The 19,679-nt window shown below is 44.0% G+C and carries 15 protein-coding genes; 4 read left to right on the top strand and 11 right to left on the bottom strand.

The genetic code is table 11. The features are described 5' to 3' along the window. Positions 1-321 precede the first annotated feature (321 nt). Positions 322-1,554: a peptidase T gene (gene pepT / locus BN2425_RS21625; protein ID WP_042464086.1), complete on the top strand. Its 1,233-nt coding sequence runs from the start codon at positions 322-324 to the stop codon at positions 1,552-1,554. A 126-nt stretch (positions 1,555-1,680) separates the two neighbouring features. On the opposite strand, the gene BN2425_RS21630 is transcribed toward pepT, so the two are convergent. Next, positions 1,681-2,619, bottom strand: coding sequence for an aminoglycoside phosphotransferase family protein (locus BN2425_RS21630; protein ID WP_042464089.1), 939 nt, complete (start codon positions 2,617-2,619; stop codon positions 1,681-1,683). Positions 2,620-2,789: 170 nt separating this feature from the next. Here BN2425_RS21630 and gdhA point away from each other — a divergent pair, with 170 nt between their 5' ends. Both gdhA and BN2425_RS21640 read left to right on the top strand, forming a co-directional pair. Then, the gene (gene gdhA / locus BN2425_RS21635) at positions 2,790-4,172 is read left to right on the top strand and encodes an NADP-specific glutamate dehydrogenase (RefSeq protein ID WP_042464092.1); all 1,383 of its coding nucleotides are present in this window, start codon (positions 2,790-2,792) and stop codon (positions 4,170-4,172) included. Positions 4,173-4,254: 82 nt separating this feature from the next. After that, on the top strand, positions 4,255-4,380 hold the full coding sequence (locus tag BN2425_RS21640) for a DUF4023 domain-containing protein (RefSeq protein WP_154663583.1): 126 nt from the start codon (positions 4,255-4,257) through the stop codon (positions 4,378-4,380). 50 nt (positions 4,381-4,430) lie between these two features. Here BN2425_RS21640 and BN2425_RS21645 read toward each other — a convergent pair whose 3' ends face one another. The 10 genes from BN2425_RS21645 to BN2425_RS21690 all read right to left on the bottom strand — a co-directional run bounded on the left by BN2425_RS21645 (position 4,431) and on the right by BN2425_RS21690 (position 18,675). Next, positions 4,431-5,030: a hypothetical protein gene (locus BN2425_RS21645; protein ID WP_042464095.1), complete on the bottom strand. Its 600-nt coding sequence runs from the start codon at positions 5,028-5,030 to the stop codon at positions 4,431-4,433. A gap of 12 nt (positions 5,031-5,042) precedes the next feature. Next, positions 5,043-6,215, bottom strand: coding sequence for a ParM/StbA family protein (locus tag BN2425_RS21650; RefSeq protein WP_042464098.1), 1,173 nt, complete (start codon positions 6,213-6,215; stop codon positions 5,043-5,045). Between the two features lie 661 nt (positions 6,216-6,876). Next, entirely contained in the window at positions 6,877-8,289 is a 1,413-nt protein-coding gene (locus BN2425_RS21655; RefSeq protein ID WP_052352990.1) for a L,D-transpeptidase family protein, read from the bottom strand. A 170-nt stretch (positions 8,290-8,459) separates the two neighbouring features. Further along, positions 8,460-9,893 (bottom strand): sigma-54 interaction domain-containing protein, encoded by a 1,434-nt coding sequence (locus BN2425_RS21660; protein ID WP_042464101.1) that lies wholly within the window; start codon positions 9,891-9,893, stop codon positions 8,460-8,462. Between the two features lie 136 nt (positions 9,894-10,029). After that, complete coding sequence (locus BN2425_RS21665) at positions 10,030-10,815, bottom strand: 3-hydroxybutyrate dehydrogenase (RefSeq protein WP_042464103.1); 786 nt, start codon at positions 10,813-10,815, stop codon at positions 10,030-10,032. Positions 10,816-10,866: 51 nt separating this feature from the next. Continuing rightward, positions 10,867-12,306 carry a GntP family permease gene (locus BN2425_RS21670; protein WP_042464105.1) on the bottom strand — a complete coding sequence of 480 codons (1,440 nt, stop codon included), beginning with the start codon at positions 12,304-12,306 and terminating at the stop codon, positions 10,867-10,869. A gap of 244 nt (positions 12,307-12,550) precedes the next feature. Then, the gene (locus BN2425_RS21675) at positions 12,551-13,735 is read right to left on the bottom strand and encodes an acetyl-CoA C-acetyltransferase (protein ID WP_042464106.1); all 1,185 of its coding nucleotides are present in this window, start codon (positions 13,733-13,735) and stop codon (positions 12,551-12,553) included. Between the two features lie 198 nt (positions 13,736-13,933). Further along, the gene (locus tag BN2425_RS21680) at positions 13,934-14,590 is read right to left on the bottom strand and encodes a 3-oxoacid CoA-transferase subunit B (RefSeq protein ID WP_154663584.1); all 657 of its coding nucleotides are present in this window, start codon (positions 14,588-14,590) and stop codon (positions 13,934-13,936) included. Continuing rightward, entirely contained in the window at positions 14,587-15,249 is a 663-nt protein-coding gene (gene atoD / locus BN2425_RS21685; protein WP_074433115.1) for an acetate CoA-transferase subunit alpha, read from the bottom strand. Before atoD ends, BN2425_RS21680 begins: the two co-directional genes overlap by 4 nt. 342 nt (positions 15,250-15,591) lie before the next feature. Beyond that, complete coding sequence (locus tag BN2425_RS21690; RefSeq protein WP_042464109.1) at positions 15,592-18,675, bottom strand: efflux RND transporter permease subunit; 3,084 nt, start codon at positions 18,673-18,675, stop codon at positions 15,592-15,594. Positions 18,676-18,772: 97 nt separating this feature from the next. On the opposite strand from BN2425_RS21690, the gene BN2425_RS21695 reads away from it, so the two are divergent. Further along, on the top strand, positions 18,773-19,597 hold the full coding sequence (locus BN2425_RS21695) for a TetR/AcrR family transcriptional regulator (protein WP_042464111.1): 825 nt from the start codon (positions 18,773-18,775) through the stop codon (positions 19,595-19,597). Positions 19,598-19,679 lie beyond the last annotated feature (82 nt).

The raw sequence follows: 19,679 nt of genomic DNA on the forward strand, positions 1-19,679 counted from the left end.
CTAGTTGGACCGCGGTATCCGCTAGTTGAAGCACTCCTTCCGCTAGTCAGCTTGCCTTTCGCTAGTTGAAGCCGCTTATCCGCTAGTTGAAGCGGGTTATCCGCTAGTTGGATCGTGTTATCCACTAGTTGAAGCGCTCCATCCGCTAGTCAGTTTTCCTTTCGCTAGTTGAAGCACTCCTTCCGCTAGTTAGCTTGCCTTTCGCTAGTTGAAGCCCGCTATCCACAAGTCAACTTTCCCTTTAACTCCCTAAAAAAGTGTAGCTAACCCTATAAAGTGATATGATAATCATGAAAACTCAAAAAAGGGAGTGTACCTACAGTGAAGAATGAACTAATCAAAAGATTTACTTCCTATGTAAAAGTCGAGACCCAATCCGACGAAAACAGCGACACTACGCCATCCACAGAAGGCCAGTGGACATTGCTCCGGATGCTAGTCGACGAACTAAACGAAATCGGCATGCAAGAAGTAACCATCGACGAGAATGGCTACGTCATGGCGACACTGCCTGCCAACACCGACAAAGACGTGCCAACCATCGGCTTCCTTGCCCACGTAGACACAGCAACCGACTTCACCGGGAAAAACGTCAACCCGCAACTTGTCGAGGACTACAATGGCGGAGACATCGTCTTAAACGCGGCACTCAAAGTAGTGATGTCACCAAGTGATTTTCCTAACCTGCAAAACTACAAAGGCCATACTTTAATAACCACCGACGGAACCACCTTACTTGGAGCCGACGACAAATCTGGGGTCACCGAAATCATGACCGCAATGAACTACCTGATTCAACATCCTGAAATTAAACATGGCCGAATCCGTGTCGCCTTCACACCAGACGAGGAAATTGGCAGAGGACCCCATAAATTCGACGTCAAAGCCTTTGATGCCAAATACGCCTACACCGTCGACGGCGGTCCGTTAGGGGAACTCGAATACGAAAGCTTCAATGCTGCTGCCGCCAAAATCACCATTAAAGGCAACAACATTCACCCAGGCTCAGCTAAGGGGAAAATGATTAACTCCATGAAAATTGGCATGGAATTACATAGCAAGCTGCCAGCAGAAGAAGCACCTGAATATACCGAGAACTACGAAGGCTTCTACCATCTCATCTCGTTCAATGGCGAAGTCGAGCAAACCAAACTCTACTACATTATCCGTGACCATGATAGAGAAAGCTTCAATAACCGCAAAGCGACTATGGAAAACATCGTCAAAGAGCTGAATGAAAAATACGGCCAAGACACCATCGTACTTGATTTAAAAGACCAATATTACAACATGCGGGAAAAAATCGAGCCTGTCAAAGAAATCGTCGATATCGCCCATCAGGCAATGGAGAACTTAGGCATTACGCCAATTGTCCAACCGATCCGGGGCGGCACAGATGGTTCCCAGCTTTCATTCATGGGTCTGCCAACACCAAATATCTTTACTGGCGGCGAAAACTTCCACGGCAAATATGAATTTATCTCCGTGGACAATATGATAAAAGCCACCAACACGATTGTTGAGATCATCAAGCTTTACGAACAAAGAGCTTAATTCCAAGCTAACTGGGGCCTACCAATGCCTTGGTTAGCTTATTTTTTTGTCGCTCAACGAACCCGCGGGCGCGGCCAGCCCTGTACTCAGACAGGATTTGAGCTCTTCGTCTAGCAGAGCCATTTTTTAAAAAAGCCGCTCCAGACACTGCTTTAATACAGAAGTTGTTTCCTCCAGCTGATTCTCCAGCTTCTCCCGTGGCCATTTACCATCCTCCGCCGCAAGGTCCCGTTGAATCAGCCCCACCATCCACATCGAAAACACAGCTGAATATAAATAATACTCTTGTTTAAATGCATCATAATCTTCTACTTCAAACATGACCTCATCCAGGTAAAGCTGCAGCACTTGGGCCCGAAGTTCACTAGTCATTTTTTTGGGAAAAAGGGGGTGAGACAAATCGAGTAGATGGTACAAATCCCAGAAAGGAGAGTTAATATGGGCGTGTTCCCAATCTAGGACAACCAGACGCTCACCAGCAACAGCAAAATTCCCCAAATGCAAATCGCCATGCGATAAGACTAGTTTCTTTGAAAATACGAAACTATTAAGTAGGGAGAAAACTTGAAAAATATCTGCTTGATTGATGTCAAACAGAGGTAGTTGTAGCTCTTTACGATTAGCTATCACATCAGCCATAATATTCTCGAAACGTGGCTTCTGCCCTGTATTTGGAATGTCAGCAAACGTCTCAACCGGAAGGGAGTGCCAGCGCGCCATCCATTTTGTCACGTTCCAGATGGTTTCTTCGTTATATTGATGGGAAAGAGAACCAACATCCTCCAAAATGATCCAAGATGTTTCAGGATTGCCCGTATCAGAATGAGCAATTAGTTTTGGGTAAATCTCAGGCAAGCGGGGCAGCAAGTGATCATATACCCAAACCTCTTTCCCAAGCTGTTTGTTTTGGGTTAACGGCTTAAAAATGTAGGAAGACCCATTCTCAAGAACAAACCTTTCCACCAACCGGCCATTTAAGCCTTTGTAAAGAACTTCCCGATTTCGTATCAACTTATCATTTAATCTGCCTTCCGCAGTAACTATATTCCAGGGCAATTTTCTCATTTTCCCACCTTCTAGTTTTTAAATTAATTATATATCGACTTTTAGTAAAATATTGGTAGAAAAAATATTTATTACAGCAAAAGTCGGCAAGATAATTGCTAATAACAACAAATTTATTATACAATTATAGAATCTAGTTTGAAAATTCTGATTAACAGGAAGGTGAAGTTATGCAAATTGTGGATTATGACCAGCAAGTAGATGCCTTGTCTGCGAAGTCTTATGTAGACCAGGTGTTTGAAACAGTGAAGAAGCGCAATCCTCATGAGCCTGAATTTCTTCAGGCTGTTAAGGAGATTTTTGATTCCCTCGTACCAGTGTTTGAAAAGCATCCCATTTATAAACAGCAAGGGATTCTTGAACGAATTGTCGAACCAGATCGGATTATCTCCTTTCGCGTTCCATGGGTAGATGACTCAGGAAAAGTCCAGGTAAACCGCGGCTTCCGCGTACAATTTAGCAGTGCTATCGGACCATATAAAGGCGGATTACGCTTCCACCCCTCGGTCAACGCTAGCATTATTAAGTTTTTGGGATTTGAACAAATTTTTAAAAACTCGTTGACTGGCCAGCCAATTGGCGGCGGCAAAGGCGGCGCGGACTTTGACCCCAAAGGAAAATCGGACGGCGAAATCATGCGATTCTGCCAAAGCTTCATGACGGAACTGTATCGTCATATCGGGCCGGACCTCGATGTTCCTGCCGGGGATATTGGGGTAGGGGGCCGAGAAATCGGCTACTTATTTGGAATGTATAAACGAATTCGTGGCAGCTTTGAAGCGGGCGTATTAACCGGAAAAGGCATTGGGTATGGAGGAAGCCTTACCCGCACTGAAGCGACAGGATATGGAACAGTTTATTTTGTCAACGAGATGTTAGAAGCGAAGGGTCTAACTTTTGAAAATAGCAGAGTCGTGGTTTCCGGTTCGGGAAATGTTTCGATTTATGCCATGGAAAAAGCTGCTCAATTTGGCGGAAAGGTAATCGCCTGCAGTGACTCTAACGGATATATTGTAGATGAAAATGGAATTAATTTAGAAACTGTTAAGAGGATCAAAGAGGTTGAACGCAAAAGAATTAGTGAGTATGTTCTCCATCATCCGGAAGCCCAATATATTGAAGGATGCTCGGGCATTTGGACCGTCCCATGTGACATTGCCTTGCCATGTGCAACCCAAAACGAAATTGATGAGGCAGCCGCCAAGCTATTGGTCACAAACGGTGTAAAAGCCATTGGTGAAGGAGCGAATATGCCTTCGACACTTGAAGCAATTGACGTATTTTTAGAAAATGAGGTATTGTTTGGTCCTGGTAAGGCAGCAAACGCCGGCGGGGTCGCTGTTTCCGCCTTAGAAATGGCACAAAACAGTGCCAGATTAGCTTGGACTTTTGAAGAAGTAGACCAAAAGCTGCATAGCATTATGACCAACATTTATCAAACCAGCATGAAAGCTGCTGAAGAGTATGGATGCCCAGGCAATCTCGTGGTTGGCGCCAATATTGCCGGTTTCCTAAAAGTTGCCGACGCCATGGTCGCTCACGGAATCATTTAAAAAGATTTTCCATATTTCCCGCATGATTTCTTGTCTGATAGGACACATTAACATTTGTCCAATGGATAAGGAGGATGCTGAAATGAATCAAGAAAGCACACATGAGTTTGTTGAAAAAATCCATGAAAAACAAGCCAAAGATCAAAAGAACCGCCAGCAGCAAGGGAGCAATACGCCCAGCAAAAAGCTGCCAAATAAACAGCACTAAGTTTTTGTCTACTAGAAAGCCCCGCATCAATTATGAGCGGGGCTTTTTCCTTACTTATTCATATTAGCTAAAAACCCGCCAAGCAGGTCATCTGCATCCAATTCTTCTTCTTCCTCTTCCTCAGTAGCCGCCGTTTCTTTGACGGCATTTTCCCAATCAAACATGTTTAAATCATCCATGATATCCAGGTCAGGAGGGGAGGGCGGTTCCTCCTCTAACTTAGCGGCCTTTTCTGCATGTTCATGGTGGTTTGGCTGTTCTGTAAGCAGCTGCTCCTGCAAATATAAAGCCTCATCAATATCCAATGCATTACTTGTTAATGAGGCTAATAAAGAGGCCGAGCGGACAGGGTCAGCAATCAATTGATAAACGATGCTGCCCAGCAGTGCCTCAGAATGCTCATGCTTAAGCCAATCCCGCTGCGCCTTGGTCAATTTCCTAGGCAAGGGGATCGTAATTGTTTCTTTTTCACGCGAAAAAGACTGGCTGACCCCCTGCAGTACAAATTCCGCAATGGTGCTGGAAAAATTTCTCCGCTCTGTTTCCTTAATTTTTTGTAGCTGTTTTACTAAATGATCCGGCGTATCAGAGGGGATGCGGAACGAAATAGCCTGGCCCCTCTTCATTTCATTACCAGCAGCCTTATTCATAGGATCACCTTATCAGCTTTTCACAGGCTGCTTGTCCGCTTTCGGTTTCTCTTGCTTCCGGACATAATCCATAATCAGTTTATAGTAGGCATTGGCCATCATCCAGATGCTTTCTTTATCATCCTCAAAGAACTCAATATTGTAGCCATCCAAATTATTATTTAATGTTTTCAAATAATCCTTCAGCACATGAGCTCCGCCGCCGACAAAATAGCAAATTTCCGACTGTGAATTCTTTTGCCAAACATTGCGCAGCAGGCGGTATTGCTTTTTAGCCAACTCTAGCAGAATACGGTCGGTAATATCATGGACGCTGGTGCGGCTTCCTTTCACCATGATATGGTTGCGGTCATTTTTCCGAGTTATGATCTCAACTACATCCCGGCGGCTATCCAGTTCAACCCCATGCTTTTTCCTGATTTCCTCACGGATTGATTCCAATGATTCGGATACCCCAAGATTGAATCCTTGGGCTTTATCATCGTCGACATTGCGATTTTTAATGACTGCGATATCTGTCGACAAACCGCCAATGTCTTGAATAAGAATTCGTTTATCAATCAAATCCTTGTTGATGATTTTTAAATCATTGTCCATGACTAAGTTAATATAAGCGGCGAAGCCTTCAGGATATACTTTCACTTCATTAAATTTAATATTAACCTTTAATCCTTGATACTTTGGAGTGACCAGGAATTCTACCTGGTGCACAGAGCTTACTAATCTCGAACGGTAGCCGGCGTCTTTGCCTTCCTTAACCTCACGAAGCGGGAGGCCTGTCCCTAAAGTATATTGGGCGTCAATAACGTTTTTTGTTCGCGGAAAAATTTGTGCATTTTCATCCTTAACAGCATCCAAGGCCAATGTGGCAAACAGCATCACCAGGGTCTGATCTTCTTCTGACTTGCTTGAGCCTGGATCTAATTCGGTTGCGTTATCGGCTTTAGTAGCTAACTGGCCAACCCGGTAAATGACATTGTTCTCTTTTAGGGCAGGGGAGTGGACTTTAATGTGAATCCCATCCAATGGATTTTTGGAATCAAGTTCCTCAATTCCGATAACCGGTCTGTCCTCCGTATCCCTCGCAATAATGTTTGGAATATTTAATTCATATTCTAATTGGCCAAAAATTGCTTTGATTGAGTCGTTACCTACATCAACAGCGGCAATTCTAGATTTCGTCAAATTCCTCATTCCTTCCCAAAATAAATAGATGTATGTAAAAAGGGTGTCTTCTATTAACAATATAGTAGATTGATAGATTGTTCAATAACTCTGAAGCAAAAGAAATACAAGTGTAAAAGTGTAAACAATATGTAAACATTAAACTTCAATGTAAACGCATTTGTAAACATTGAATACAAAGTCGTATACATGGCGTTCTTATCAAATGTACACAACTTTGTATACATATAAACATATTTGTAAACACAGTGTAGACAAATAGTAAACATGTATACAAATATGTTTACAACCCAAAACTTTCCATTTATCTTGCGTTAGCAGTCTTACTGAATCATTCTTTTCTTCTTTGCAAAATGCTGTGTTAAACGATATTGTTGATTTTTTAACTATGTTGATTGGAACGGAAGGAGCTCGACACCTCGAATATTCTCAATTATGCTATTGGATAGTTTCACGCGAAGAAAGCTCATGGAAACTCTCTTTGTACTATCGCACTTTCTTCGTGCGTGGACGGATTCGAAGATGAATTTCAGTGTCCTGCGGTGTACGGGGTCGGGGGGCGCTAAGTGACTGGAGCAGAAATTAACAACCAAATTTTAAAAAAGCCCTGCAAAAAATAAAGACACCTCTGAAGGTGCCGTTATTTTTATTACATATGAACTTAAAAGCCCGCTATCTGTACATCATTCATGGAACTAGCTGCCATATCAGCATTAACATATAAATAGTACCAGTTATTTTGATAGTTCACCCAACCGGGTACGGTCACCTTAGTGCTGCCTAAGAAATAAGAGTTTCCAGATAAATCAACCCAGCCTGTGTTCGACACATCTTGAGCGGAACTTCCAGAATCGACTGGAGAAAATGCCGTCTTGAGAGCCCCATTGGAATGGATATAATACCATTTGCCCGTTTCGTTAATCCAACCCGTCTTCATCATTCCTGTTTCATCAAAATAGTGCCATTGTCCGCCCTGTTCCAACCAACCGGTCTTTACCGCCCCATTGGAATCAAAATAATACTTTTGACCGTTTTCCTCCAGCCAGCCCGTCTTCATCACACCACTTGGATCCAGATAATACTTGGTGCCGCCATCGAGTAACCAGCCGGTCCTCATGATGCCATTTGCATTCAGATAATATTTCATTCCGTTGTCTTCCACCCAGCCCGTTTTCATAACCCCTGTGCCGTCAAAATAATATTTCTGTCCATTCACCTCAAACCATCCTATTTTCATGGCCCCATCATCTTCAAGGTAATACTTTTGGCCGCCATCCTCCAGCCAGCCCGTTTTCATGACACCATCCTGATCCAAGTTAAAGCGCTTACCATTAACATCAATCCAACCCGTCTTCATGACACCATTACTGTCCAGGTAATATTTTTTACCGTCACTGGTCATCCAGCCTGTTTTCATGGCACCTTGTTTATCAAAAAAATACTTTTTACCGTCAATGGTTTGCCATCCCGTACTAGCGGCACCGTTCTTATAGTAAGACTTTTTTCCGCCCGCTTGTACCCATCCGTCTGTCGGTGTGGAAACCCCAGCAACGCTGGATGGAACAGTCACGCCATACCCACTTGCCATGGCAATTTCATCAAAGCTGCTTGCTGAATAGGTAATGACGACTGGTGTATTCATCTGCACCTGGTCAAATAGCCAGCGGACCTCCGCGTTGTGCATTCGAACACAGCCAGCACTAACATATTTTCCAATCGAACTTTCATTGCTATTGCCATGAATAGCATACGTCGTGCCATATGTGCCACCGACTTCAAGCCCCATCCAGCGGTCACCCAATGGATTGCGGGGATTGCCCCCGGGGATGTTGTGCTTATAATAAGGCCGATTCTTTATCATTGTGACAATCCTGAATGTCCCCTCCGGCGTTAATGACCTTGATTTACCCGTTGCCACTCTAAAGGTTTTCACTAATGCCCCACCCTCATAAAATGCGAGAGTGTTGGTTTTTTTATTAATAATAATCATTTGGGAACCACCGTTGGCCTCAGTCTGGCCAGCGTAAAGAAAGAAGCAGAATAACAAAATGAAAATTGCTGATAATCTCTTCATATAAATCTCCCCAATATTATGTTGTTACTAATAAAAATACCATTTATAGCAGGAATATTTTGTCATATTTTAGCGCAAACTTGTAATCTTTTTGTATTTTATTCATTTTTTAGAAATAATTTAAATTTATATGTAAAAAAACACCTAAATTCTAGGTGCTTTTACATGGTTTATTGAATTCGATATGCCCTACATTTGTCATAAAAGCTAGTTTTACCGACTTTCAGCAGTTTTGCCGCTTCGATTTTATTGCCATTGGTCATGGTAAGTGCTTTTTGAATGGCTTGCTTTTCTGCTTGGGCAAGCGTTTCTTTTAACGGCTGCACAGTCAATGGGATAGAGGACCGAAACGGGGTGGACAGCGACCTTGTAAAAGATTGTCCATCATTTTCTTCTTTAGATTTGGTTTCCTGATCTCTAAGATATAAAGGGAGATGGACCAGTTGTATTGTTTTTCCATCCAAAACATTGATGGATCGTTCCAACACATTTTCCAGTTCCCGAACGTTTCCCGGCCAAGAGTGCTGCATTAGCCGCTCCTTTACTTCATTTGAGATCTCGAGACCATGACGATAAAATTTTGGCTCCAGTTTGTTTAATAAAGCCTTTGCTATGTCTGGAATATCTTCATTTCGTTCTCTTAGCGGGGGGATGTCAATTTTGATGACATTTAGACGATAATATAAGTCCTGGCGGAACTTTCCTTCCTCTACCAATTGTTCTAAATCCCGATGGGTGGCTGCGATAATTCGGACGTCAACCGGTATCGGTTTATGTCCGCCCACACGATGAAGCTCCTTCTCCTGAAGAACCCTTAACAGTTTACTTTGCATCGATAGAGGCATATCCCCGATTTCATCCAAGAACAGAGTTCCTTCGTTGGCAATTTCAAACTGTCCTTTCTTTCCTCCTTTTTTCGCTCCGGTAAAAGCACCGTCCTCATAGCCAAACAACTCAGATTCCAGCAAATGCTCCGGGATGGATGAACAGTTGATGGCAACAAACGGAAAAGCAGCCCGGACACTGCTGTTATGAATCGCATGGGCGAACAGCTCCTTCCCTGTACCGGATTCACCATTTAACAGGACTGATGAATTGCTTCCGGATACCCGTTCCGCCAGTTTTTTGACTGCCAGGAAAGCGGGACTGCTGCCGATTAAATCCTTGAAGGTGTATTTACTGCGTAAATCCCTTTGGACCTTTGCCTGGTAATAATTTAGCTCCTCAACTAAACTCTGGATTTTGGTTTTGTACATCCGCCACTCCTCAGGGTTGCGGAACATTACACTTCCTATTGCGCCAACGAGTTCTCCATTCTCAAAGATAGGAAACCGGTTGGCAATCATTTCACTGCCATTTATTTTTTGAAGCGCTGCCAATTCTTTTTGTCCAGACTGAGCCACAATGTGCATGCGGGAGTTTTCAATCACATCCTGTACGGGTCGGTTCACTGCCTCTTCAACCGTTGTCCCGATAAATTCACAATACCCCTCATTTATGTATAAAATCATTCCATTGCGATCGACTATGACAACTCGTTCTGCTAATAGATTAATAATTTGCTCGTGCCAGCTTTTGGGAACTTGTTCAAATGGCCGATTCATCTCATCCCCCCCTTGTCCAATAAGTCCATTATAGCAAAATGTTTTAGAAAATTATGTGAATTAGAGCAAAAGAGAATCCTGTTATCAAAATAGGATTCTCTTTCTCTTCACTACATTTTCCTAAAAACGGGCAGCCTTACTGTGCGGTATATCCACCATCTAGTACGACAGCCTGCCCTGTTATGCCTCGGCCTTTCACACTTGCGAGGAATACCGCATAATCAGCAATTTCCGAAACAGCTAATAATCTTTTTTGCGGAACAAGCGGCAATAAGACTTCTTCCACTACTTGGTCAAGGCTGACGTTCCTGGTTTTTGCCAAGTCAGCCAGCTGGCCCCTGACTAATGGAGTATCCACGTAGCCAGGGCATAAGGCGTTTACAGTAATTCCATGCTGGGCGCCTTCCAATGCGGCGACTTTGGTCAAACCAATGACCCCGTGCTTGGCACTATTGTACGCGGCTTTTCCGGCAAAGCCGACGAGGCCGTTTATGGAGGCCATGTTGATCACCCGGCCAAAGCCCTGCTCTTTCATGTATGGGAATACATGTTTAATACCGACAAATGGTGCTGTTAACATAACTTTTACTAATAGTTCAAATTTTTCCGTTGGGAATTCTTCTATCGGCGCTACATACTGAAGGCCGGCATTATTGACTAAGATGTCCAATGTTCCAAAGTGGCTGCGGGCAGACTCCAGACTATATTTAAAGGCATCCTCGTTCGTGACATCACAAGGTGCAGCAATTGCTGCAACCCCTTGTTTCCTTAGCTCTGAGGCAACCTGTTCGCTTTTTTCCGCATTTAGGTCGGAAATCACCACATTGGCGCCTTCCAAGGCAAAGGTTTTGGCAATTTCCAAGCCAATCCCGCTGGCCGATCCTGTGATAAATGCTGTTTTTCCTGCTAATGCTTTACTCATACTTAATCCTCCTAAACTCTCAACCTTGATGTCTCGTAGTTTGTCTTCCTATTAAGCAATTCCAAATAATGTGTAAATGGCAATAATCACAAATACCGCTAATGTTTTAATAATCGTTATGGCAAAAATGTCTTTATAGGACTGTTTATGTGTAAGTCCTGTTACAGCGAGCAGGGTGATGACTGCTCCGTTATGCGGCAGGGTGTCCATGCCGCCTGAAGCCATTGCCACTACGCGATGCATGACTTCAGGCGGGATGTTGGCCGCAGCGATCGCTTGGTTATATTTATCGGCCATGGCACCTAAAGCAATCCCCATACCGCCGGAGGCTGATCCCGTCATTCCAGCGAGGGTACTGGTCGTAACCGCGCCATTTACTAGCGGGTTGGTGAACGTGCCGGAGATTCCATCACTGATTTTCGTAAAGCCTGGAAGGGCAGCGATGATACCGCCGAATCCGTATTCTGCACCTGTATTCATCGTAGCCAGAAGCGACCCGCCGATTGCGGTATTGACCCCTTCTTTAAAGCCTGCGGTAACCCGCTTCCAATCGTAAGCAATAGAGGTAACGATTCCGACAATAAGTGCCATTATGATTGCCCATATCGAGGCAGATGCGGCCACATCGACGGTATACGCCTGTAAACCAATCGCCTTAAAGTCAAAGCCATTTGGATACCATTTCGGAATATTGGTCACAAAAATCTTATTGGAAACCCCTACTAGAATAAGCGGAACAAAAGCAAGGATCTGTCTTGCTAATGATTGCTGTGTTGTAAGATCTGGAACCGCAGGCTCATTATCAGCCAGCTTTTCCTTTTCCAAAGCAGCAGCTGTTTCTTCCCCAAACCCATAATAGCCTTCGCCGGCTTTCTCAGCCTTTTTCCTCCTGGTTTCGAGATAAAGCAAGCCTGCTCCCAAAACGAGAATTGCGCCGATGATTCCGAGAGTCGGTGCAGCATAGATGTCTGTTTTAAAAAATGAAATTGGGATAACATTTTGGATTTGCGGTGTGCCTGGCAGTGCGTCCATCGTAAAGGTAAATGCACCAAGAGCAATCGTACCCGGGATTAACCGTTTCGGAATATTTGCCTGTCTGAACATTTGTGCGGCAAACGGATAAATGGCAAATACGGCCACAAATAAGCTGACGCCGCTGTAGGTTAAGATGGCACCCAGTAAAACGATGGTTAACATGGCCCGCTTTGCGCCCAGCCATTGAACGATGGTTTTGGCAATCGATTCGGCGATTCCCGACATTTCGACAACCTTTCCAAAAATAGCACCTAATAAGAAAACGGCAAAATAAGATTTAATGAATCCGACCATTTTTTCCATAAACACTCCGGAAAAGAATGGCAATACGTGGCTTGGTGCTATCAACAGAACAGCCAAAAGCGCACAAATTGGTGCAAATAAAATGACGGAGTAACCTCGGTAGGCAACAAAGATTAACAATCCCAGTGCCAATAAAATAACTAATAAATCCATACAAATCCCCCTTGTATATTATTAAAAAGAACAATTTCTATAGTAAGCGTTTACATGAAATTGTCTTTATCTGATATCTTGCAAGTTTCATGCCAAAACGATTTGAAATGAAGATTCTAGCATTTCCATTATCATTATAGGGTTAATTCCATGAATCATGTTTATCGATTTCCAGATTTCAGGAATTTCAGCTTCCGAAACAGCGGAATTGTTCCGGTTTTTCGGAAGCTGTTTTATTAGATTATTACTCTTCCTTTTCGACAATGGTTGCAATGCCTTGGCCGCCGCCGATACAAAGGGCAGCTAAGCCGTATCGCGCGCTGCTCCGTTTCATTTCATGCAGCAAGGTTACGAGAATTCTCGCGCCGCTGGCACCAATTGGGTGTCCGAGAGCCACTGCACCACCGTTCACATTGAGTTTATTGTTTGGTATGTTTAGTTCACGACCGACAGCCAAGGACTGGGCGGCAAAAGCCTCATTAGCCTCTATTAAATCCATGTCCTCTATGGTAAGCCCTGCTTTTTTCAATGCTTTTTTCGTTGCCGGGACTGGGCCGATTCCCATAATTTTCGGATCAACTCCGGCGGTACCATTGCCGCGGATAGCAGCCATTGGTTTAATTCCAAGTTCAATAGCTTTGTCTCGGCTCATGAGCACTAGTGCGGCGGCACCATCATTGATTCCTGAGGCATTTCCTGCTGTTACCGTTCCTTCCTTCTTAAAGGCCGGCTTTAATCTAGCCAATGTTTCAGCCTTGGCACCAGCTCGGGGGAATTCATCCTTTTGAAATACAATCGGATCTCCTTTCCGCTGAGGAATCACAATTGGAACAATCTCCCCCTCAAACTTCCCTTCGTTGATGGCTTTTTCAGCTTTTTGCTGGCTCCAGGCGGCAAATTCGTCCTGCTCCTTACGGGTTAGACCATACTGCTCGGCGATATTTTCAGCAGTGACGCCCATATGGTAATGGTTGACCGCACATTCTAAACCATCCTGAATCATGCTATCGATGATTTTCCCATCACCCATACGATAACCTGTGCGACCTTGGGGGAGAAGATAAGGAGCCATGCTCATATTTTCCATCCCTCCGGCCACCACAATTTCCGCATCGCCTGTTTGGATTGCTTGAACGGCAAGGTGGACGGCCTTTAGTCCGGAACCGCAAAGCTTGTTGATGGCCATTGACGTGACCTCAACCGGAAGCCCGGCTTTCAGTGCTGCCTGACGGGCAGGTCCCTGTCCGAGACCAGCCTGAAGCACATTTCCCATGATGACTTCATCAACTTGTTTACCAGTGATACCGGCCCGGATGATGGCTTCCTTGATCACCGCCGCACCTAATTCGGTTGCCGGGGTATTGCTTAACGCCCCCATGAAACTGCCTATCGCTGTACGAACAGCACTAACAATAACGACTTCACGCATAAAATTTCCTCCCCTTTGAACTTCCAGTTTATGAATCGGTCGGCTCAGTTACTGCTGGCTCATTTTTTGGGCGCCTTTGGTCGCTGAGCTTCCTCCTTAGTGACCGCTTCCCTTTTTTGACCTCCTTCAGGCACTGAGGACTCGCATCAATAACCGTTTCCTCTCTTTTTGCCTACTCCGGCACTGACAATCTACTAATTAGGATATTTGAAGTTTCGGATTTATTCGAAACGAAGCCTCCGTTTTTTCCTGCACTGTCTCAAGGTCAACGCCTTCTTGAAGTTCCTCCAGCAGTAGTCCAGCTTCGGTTACCCGGAAAACGGCTAGCTCCGTCACAATCAAATCGACTACCCCTTTACCTGTCAACGGAAGCCGGCATTTCTTGAGAACTTTAGACGACCCGTTTTTTGCTGTATGCTCCATCGCAATAATCACTTTTTTTGCACCCGTTACTAAATCCATTGCCCCGCCCATACCGGGTACCATTTTTCCTGGAACCATCCAGTTTGCCAGATTCCCCTCCTCATCGACCTCCAGTCCGCCAAGAACCGTTACATCGATATGGCCGCCGCGGATCAGTTCAAAAGAGAACAAGCTGTCAAAAAATGCACCGCCGCTTACAATTCCTGCTGGCTGCCCGCCGGCATTCACAATGTCCGGGTCCACTTCTCCCTCGAGCGGCCCGAGACCGATGTACCCATTTTCAGATTGGAGAATCACATTAACACCCTCGGGAAGAAAGTGCGGCACCATCGTCGGCAGCCCAATTCCAAGATTGACGACATTTCCATCCTTCAGTTCCCTTGCCACACGTGCTGCAATGATCTGCTTTGGATTGATAATTGTAGGAGTCATGATACATACCCTCCATTTACAATAATTTTGTCGATTAAGATTCCTGGGGTCATCACTTCATCTGGATCAATTTCTCCGATTTCGACAAGTTGCTCCACCTGAACAATGACGGTATCTGCAGCCAGAGCCATTAATGGATTAAAATTACGGGCTGACCGGTGATAGACTAGATTCCCTGCCTTATCCGCTTTATAAGCTTTTAATAAGGCGACTTCAGCTCGCAGAGGCTTTTCCAATAAGTATTCCCGTCCATCAACCATCAGCTTTTCTTTCCCTTCTTCTGCCACAGTTCCAACCCCAGTTGGAGTGAGAACACCGCCAAGCCCCGCACCGCCTGCCCGGACACGTTCTGCCAGAGTCCCCTGGGGAACCAATTCAACCTCTACTTCCCCAGCAATCATCTGCCGGCCAGTCTCAGGGTTGGTGCCAATATGTGATGCTATCACCTTTTTTACCCGCTTGTTTGTAATTAAGGGTCCCACCCCCGTCTCTACGAAAGCGGTGTCATTTGCAATCAAAGTAATATTTTTGACGTCCGCCTTAAGAATGGCGGATATCAGCTCCTGCGGTGTCCCAACCCCCATAAATCCGCCGGCCATGATGGTCATCCCATCTTTTAAAAAAGAAGATACTTCTTCCAATGATGTAATTTTATTCACGTCAAGCCCCTCCTTAGGTGAATAATCTTTTCATTTAATAATCTTGCAAGTTTTGTGCCAACTTGTGAGGGGCAGCAAAAATCCATGTACAGAAACTGGTTTTATATTGAAATAACAAAAAGAGTTTTCCACAAAAACGGAAAGTTCCGCAAAGACGGAAGTTTATTAGAAGTCCTTCCGAAGTTCCGGAAAGTTTGTTAAAAAGTAGTGTCGTAGAATTGCTGTCGATAAGCGGGGAACCAATAAACGCCAAAAAAGAGACCAAGTTTTCCACTCAGCCTCTTTCTTGAAACCACCTATTTGAAGCACGAGAACCGTCCCTACGCTTCACCCGCACATCTGTCAGTTTTCGTCTATATTTTTACGATCTTTCTTGAATAGTTTGGATAGTATTTCATATACGATTGGTACTATGATTAGTGTTAATAGGGTTGAACTGGTTAGGCCGCCGATGACGGTGATGCCGAGTCCTTTGGAGATAAGTCCGCTGCCGCCGCTTCCCAGAGCTAGTGGGATAAGCGCTCCGATGGTGGCGATCGCTGTCATCAGGATTGGGCGCAGACGAGTCGCTCCTGCTTCCAGGATAGCTTCACGCATGCCCATGCCAGCACGTTCCATATGGATAATCCGGTCAACCAATACAATCGCATTGGTGACGACGATCCCAATCAGCATTAACAGACCCATCATGACCGATACCGATATCGTTTCGCCTGCAATTAACAATCCAACAAACGAGCCAATTACTGCAAACGGCAGCGAGAATAGGATGGCAAACGGCGCCAAACCTTCTCCAAAGGTCACTACTAGAATAAAATAGACAATCGCAATCGCTGCAAGCATCGCCATTCCAAGCTGGGTAAAGGTTTCCGTCATATCCGCCTGGACACCGGCAACTCCTGCTGTTACACCTTTTGGTAAATCTAAATTATCAATCTTCTTACCGACTTCAGAAGTGACTTTCGAAATATCATCACCCTTGACAGTACCGGATACACTTGCATAATATTCGCCTTTACTGCGTGCCAGTGTATTTAAAGTCGTCCCTTTTTTAACTGTCACCAGTTCAGAAAGCGGCATCGTGCTGCCAAGCGCTGTTGGTACAGGAGTATCTAGGATTTCATCAATTGATTTTGGCTGTTTCGATTGCTTTTGCTGAACAATAACATCCAGCGAATCCCCATCTTTCTCAACAGTCGTTAACACATCTTTCGTGTTATCCGGACTTAACATCATAACAATTTGCCCTGTGGTTAAGCCATATTTCATTAATTCATTTTGATCGGTTCGGAAAGTATATTCCACATATGGGTCTTCAAGACTGGAAGTTACCTTTTCTAATCCGTCATTCTTCTTCAAGATATCTTCAGCCTTTTTGACTGATTCTGTTAGTTTATCTAAGTCCTCGCTATAGAAGGTGTAGCTGAGTTCATTTTGATTCATCGACATCGACGAGAAGTTTTGGCTCTTCCATTCGCCAGACTGGCCAATGTTGGTCACATAGTCCTCAATTTCTTTCCGCACCTCTGGGAAATCCTTCATGTCTGGGTCGAAGATGAGATACATCAAGGCACCATCGCCGCCTCCGCCCATCATCGCTGCCATCGGGTCGCCGCTTTCCGTTACAGATAATTGAACGATATCAATATCTTCACGTTTTAACAGCTTCTCTTCAACAGTTTGCACATTTTTCAACGTATCGTCCTTCAACTCGCCAGTTCCCGGAGTATACGTCAAGTACATAACCTTTTCTTCTTCACTGCCCATAAAACTGAAGCCAATAATTGGCGTCAGCGCTAAGCTTCCTACTAATAATACAACCGCGATCACAGAAGTAATGACTTTATGATTAAGGGCCTTTTCAAGTACGCCCTTATACCATTTGGCTAATTTCCCAGCCTCTTTATGACTAGATTCTGTTTTCTCACCATATAACTTTTTCTTAAATAATCCGTGCGCCAAGGCAGGTACGATCGTAATCGCCACGAGCAAAGAAGCACCCAGGGCAAAGGTCATCGTTAACGCAAACGGTGCGAACAATTCCCCTACCATACCGCCAACGAAAATCAACGGCGCAAATACTGCAACGGTTACTAACGTCGATGCCAGAATTGGCTTGAACATTTCAATCGTCGCTTCACGAATCAAGGCCCGGCCTGATAATTTTTCTCCTTTTAGGTGCAGGCGGCGGTAGATATTTTCTACCACTACGATGGAGTCGTCGATTACCCGGCCAATCGCCACTGTAACCGCTCCAAGTGTCATGATATTTAAGGTAATATCCAGCCAGTGCAGCAGCAGGAAGGCCATGAATACCGATACCGGAATTGAGATAATCGAAATAATTGTTGATTTAACATCCCGTAAAAACAACAGGATGATCAGCACGGCAATCAAACCGCCGAATACAGCTTTTTCAACCATGGTTGAAATCGACTCTTCAATTGGCTTTCCTTGGTCAAGCGATACATCAACGGTTAATCCATCAATTTTTGCTTTTTGGTCTTTCATTAAATCTTTTACTTTATTGACCACATCAACAGTATTCGCTTGCTGCTCTTTCACCACTTGAATGGCAATGGCATCTTTGCCGTTTGTCCGTGATACAGACTGCACTTTACCAACCGTTTCAATTCTTGCAATATCACTTAACTTGATAAACGGTGATGGATTGGCTGCAGACGGTGTCACAGGAATCATCATGTTCTTCAATTCATCGACAGTCATGAATTTACCGTCAATTGAAACGGCCTGTTCCCCTTCTTTAAATTCATAAAGTCCTAAGGAAACTGCCATGTTGCTAGCCTGAATCATTTGTTTGACTTTATCTTCCGTCAAGCCATACTGAGCCAGTTTTGCCTCATCATAGGTAAGGTCCACTTCCTCAATATGCTGACCTGTAATCGTAGCTGAGGCCACCCCATCGATTTTCTCAATTTTAGGAAGCAGTACATCTTCCACGGTCGATGTCAGTTCGACAATATCTTCTTTGGAGCTGCTGACACTAAGGGCAACAACCGGCATCATATTCATGCTGATCGCCGTAATTTTTGGCTCTTGAGCCCCTTCAGGCAGTTTCACTGTATCTAGCGCTGATTCTAATGCCCGTTTTGCCTCATCCATATCAATTCCATATTCATATTCCACTTGAAGGCTCGACATGTTGGAATAGGAGTTGGAATAAACAGCCTTCACATCTTCAAGTCCTTCGACTGCCTTCTCAATCGGCATCGAAATATCTTCCATTACTTTTTCAGGAGTCGCTCCGGGATATACGTCCATTACCATTAAATAAGGAATAGAGATATTCGGAATCGTCTCCATGTTCATCCGGGTACCAGAATAAATCCCGGAAACGGTAATAATAATCGTAAGCAGCCAGACTGCTAGTTTATTTTTCAGAACAAAATTGACTAATCCTTTCACTGTGACACCTACCCTTGATTGACTTATTGCACTCAACTATTTATACTAATGACCAGCCAGTCATTTGTCAATCAAAGACTTAGGAGAGAATTACTATATGTTGAAAAAACAATTAATTATGGAGAAGGCATTAGAGCTATTTGCCAAACAAGGATTCGAGGCCACCTCCGTCCAACAAATCACCGATTATTGCGGCATCTCTAAAGGCGCCTTTTACCTATCATTCAAGTCCAAGGATGAATTAATTTTAGCCTTGATCGATTATTTTTTAAGTGAATTCATCTCCAATACTGACTACTCAGTCAGAAACACGGACGATGATGAGGTTTTATATCAGTTTTATTACAACACCTTTGATTCTTTTCAAAAGCATTCTAATTTTGCAAAGGTTCTTATGAAGGAACAGTCACACTCGTTGAACAAAGAACTGTTCCTTAAAATGCGTTATTATGACAGCTTACTTGAAAATATTATATTATCCATGATTGACCGTTTATATGGCTGCGAAATCGAGGATACTAGATATGATTTAATGTTTTGTATAAAAGGATTCATGAATACTTTTTCACAGTTTTTCCTATTTAGCCATCTTCCTTATGATTTGACCCGGCTGTCTCAATCACTTGTTGAAAAAACAAATCTGCTGGCCAAGCAAACAACGATCCCCTTTATATCAAAAGATATGATTACCATTGTAAAGCAGTCAGTCGATGAAACCACAAAAGAGAACGTAATGGAGTTATTAGAACAAAAAGTGGAAGAACTGGATAACGCATTGGTTAAGGAATCTCTTATCTTATTAAAACAACAGCTTAACGAACCTGTATTTCCCCAGGCCATTGTGGCCGGGCTTTTAAAAAACATTCAAGAACATCCGCACTGCAAGTGGGTTGCCTACTTGCTCCGCCAGCGTCTAGGTTGAACAAGGCTTATTTTCTGCTCCAAGGTTAATTCACAACCGTCGGGTTAAACTAATCGGTAGTTTAAACCGGTAAAGGATGTGT

Origin of the sequence: Neobacillus dielmonensis (genome assembly GCF_000612665.1) — a bacterium.
Classification (GTDB): Bacteria; Bacillota; Bacilli; order Bacillales; family Cytobacillaceae; genus Neobacillus; species Neobacillus dielmonensis.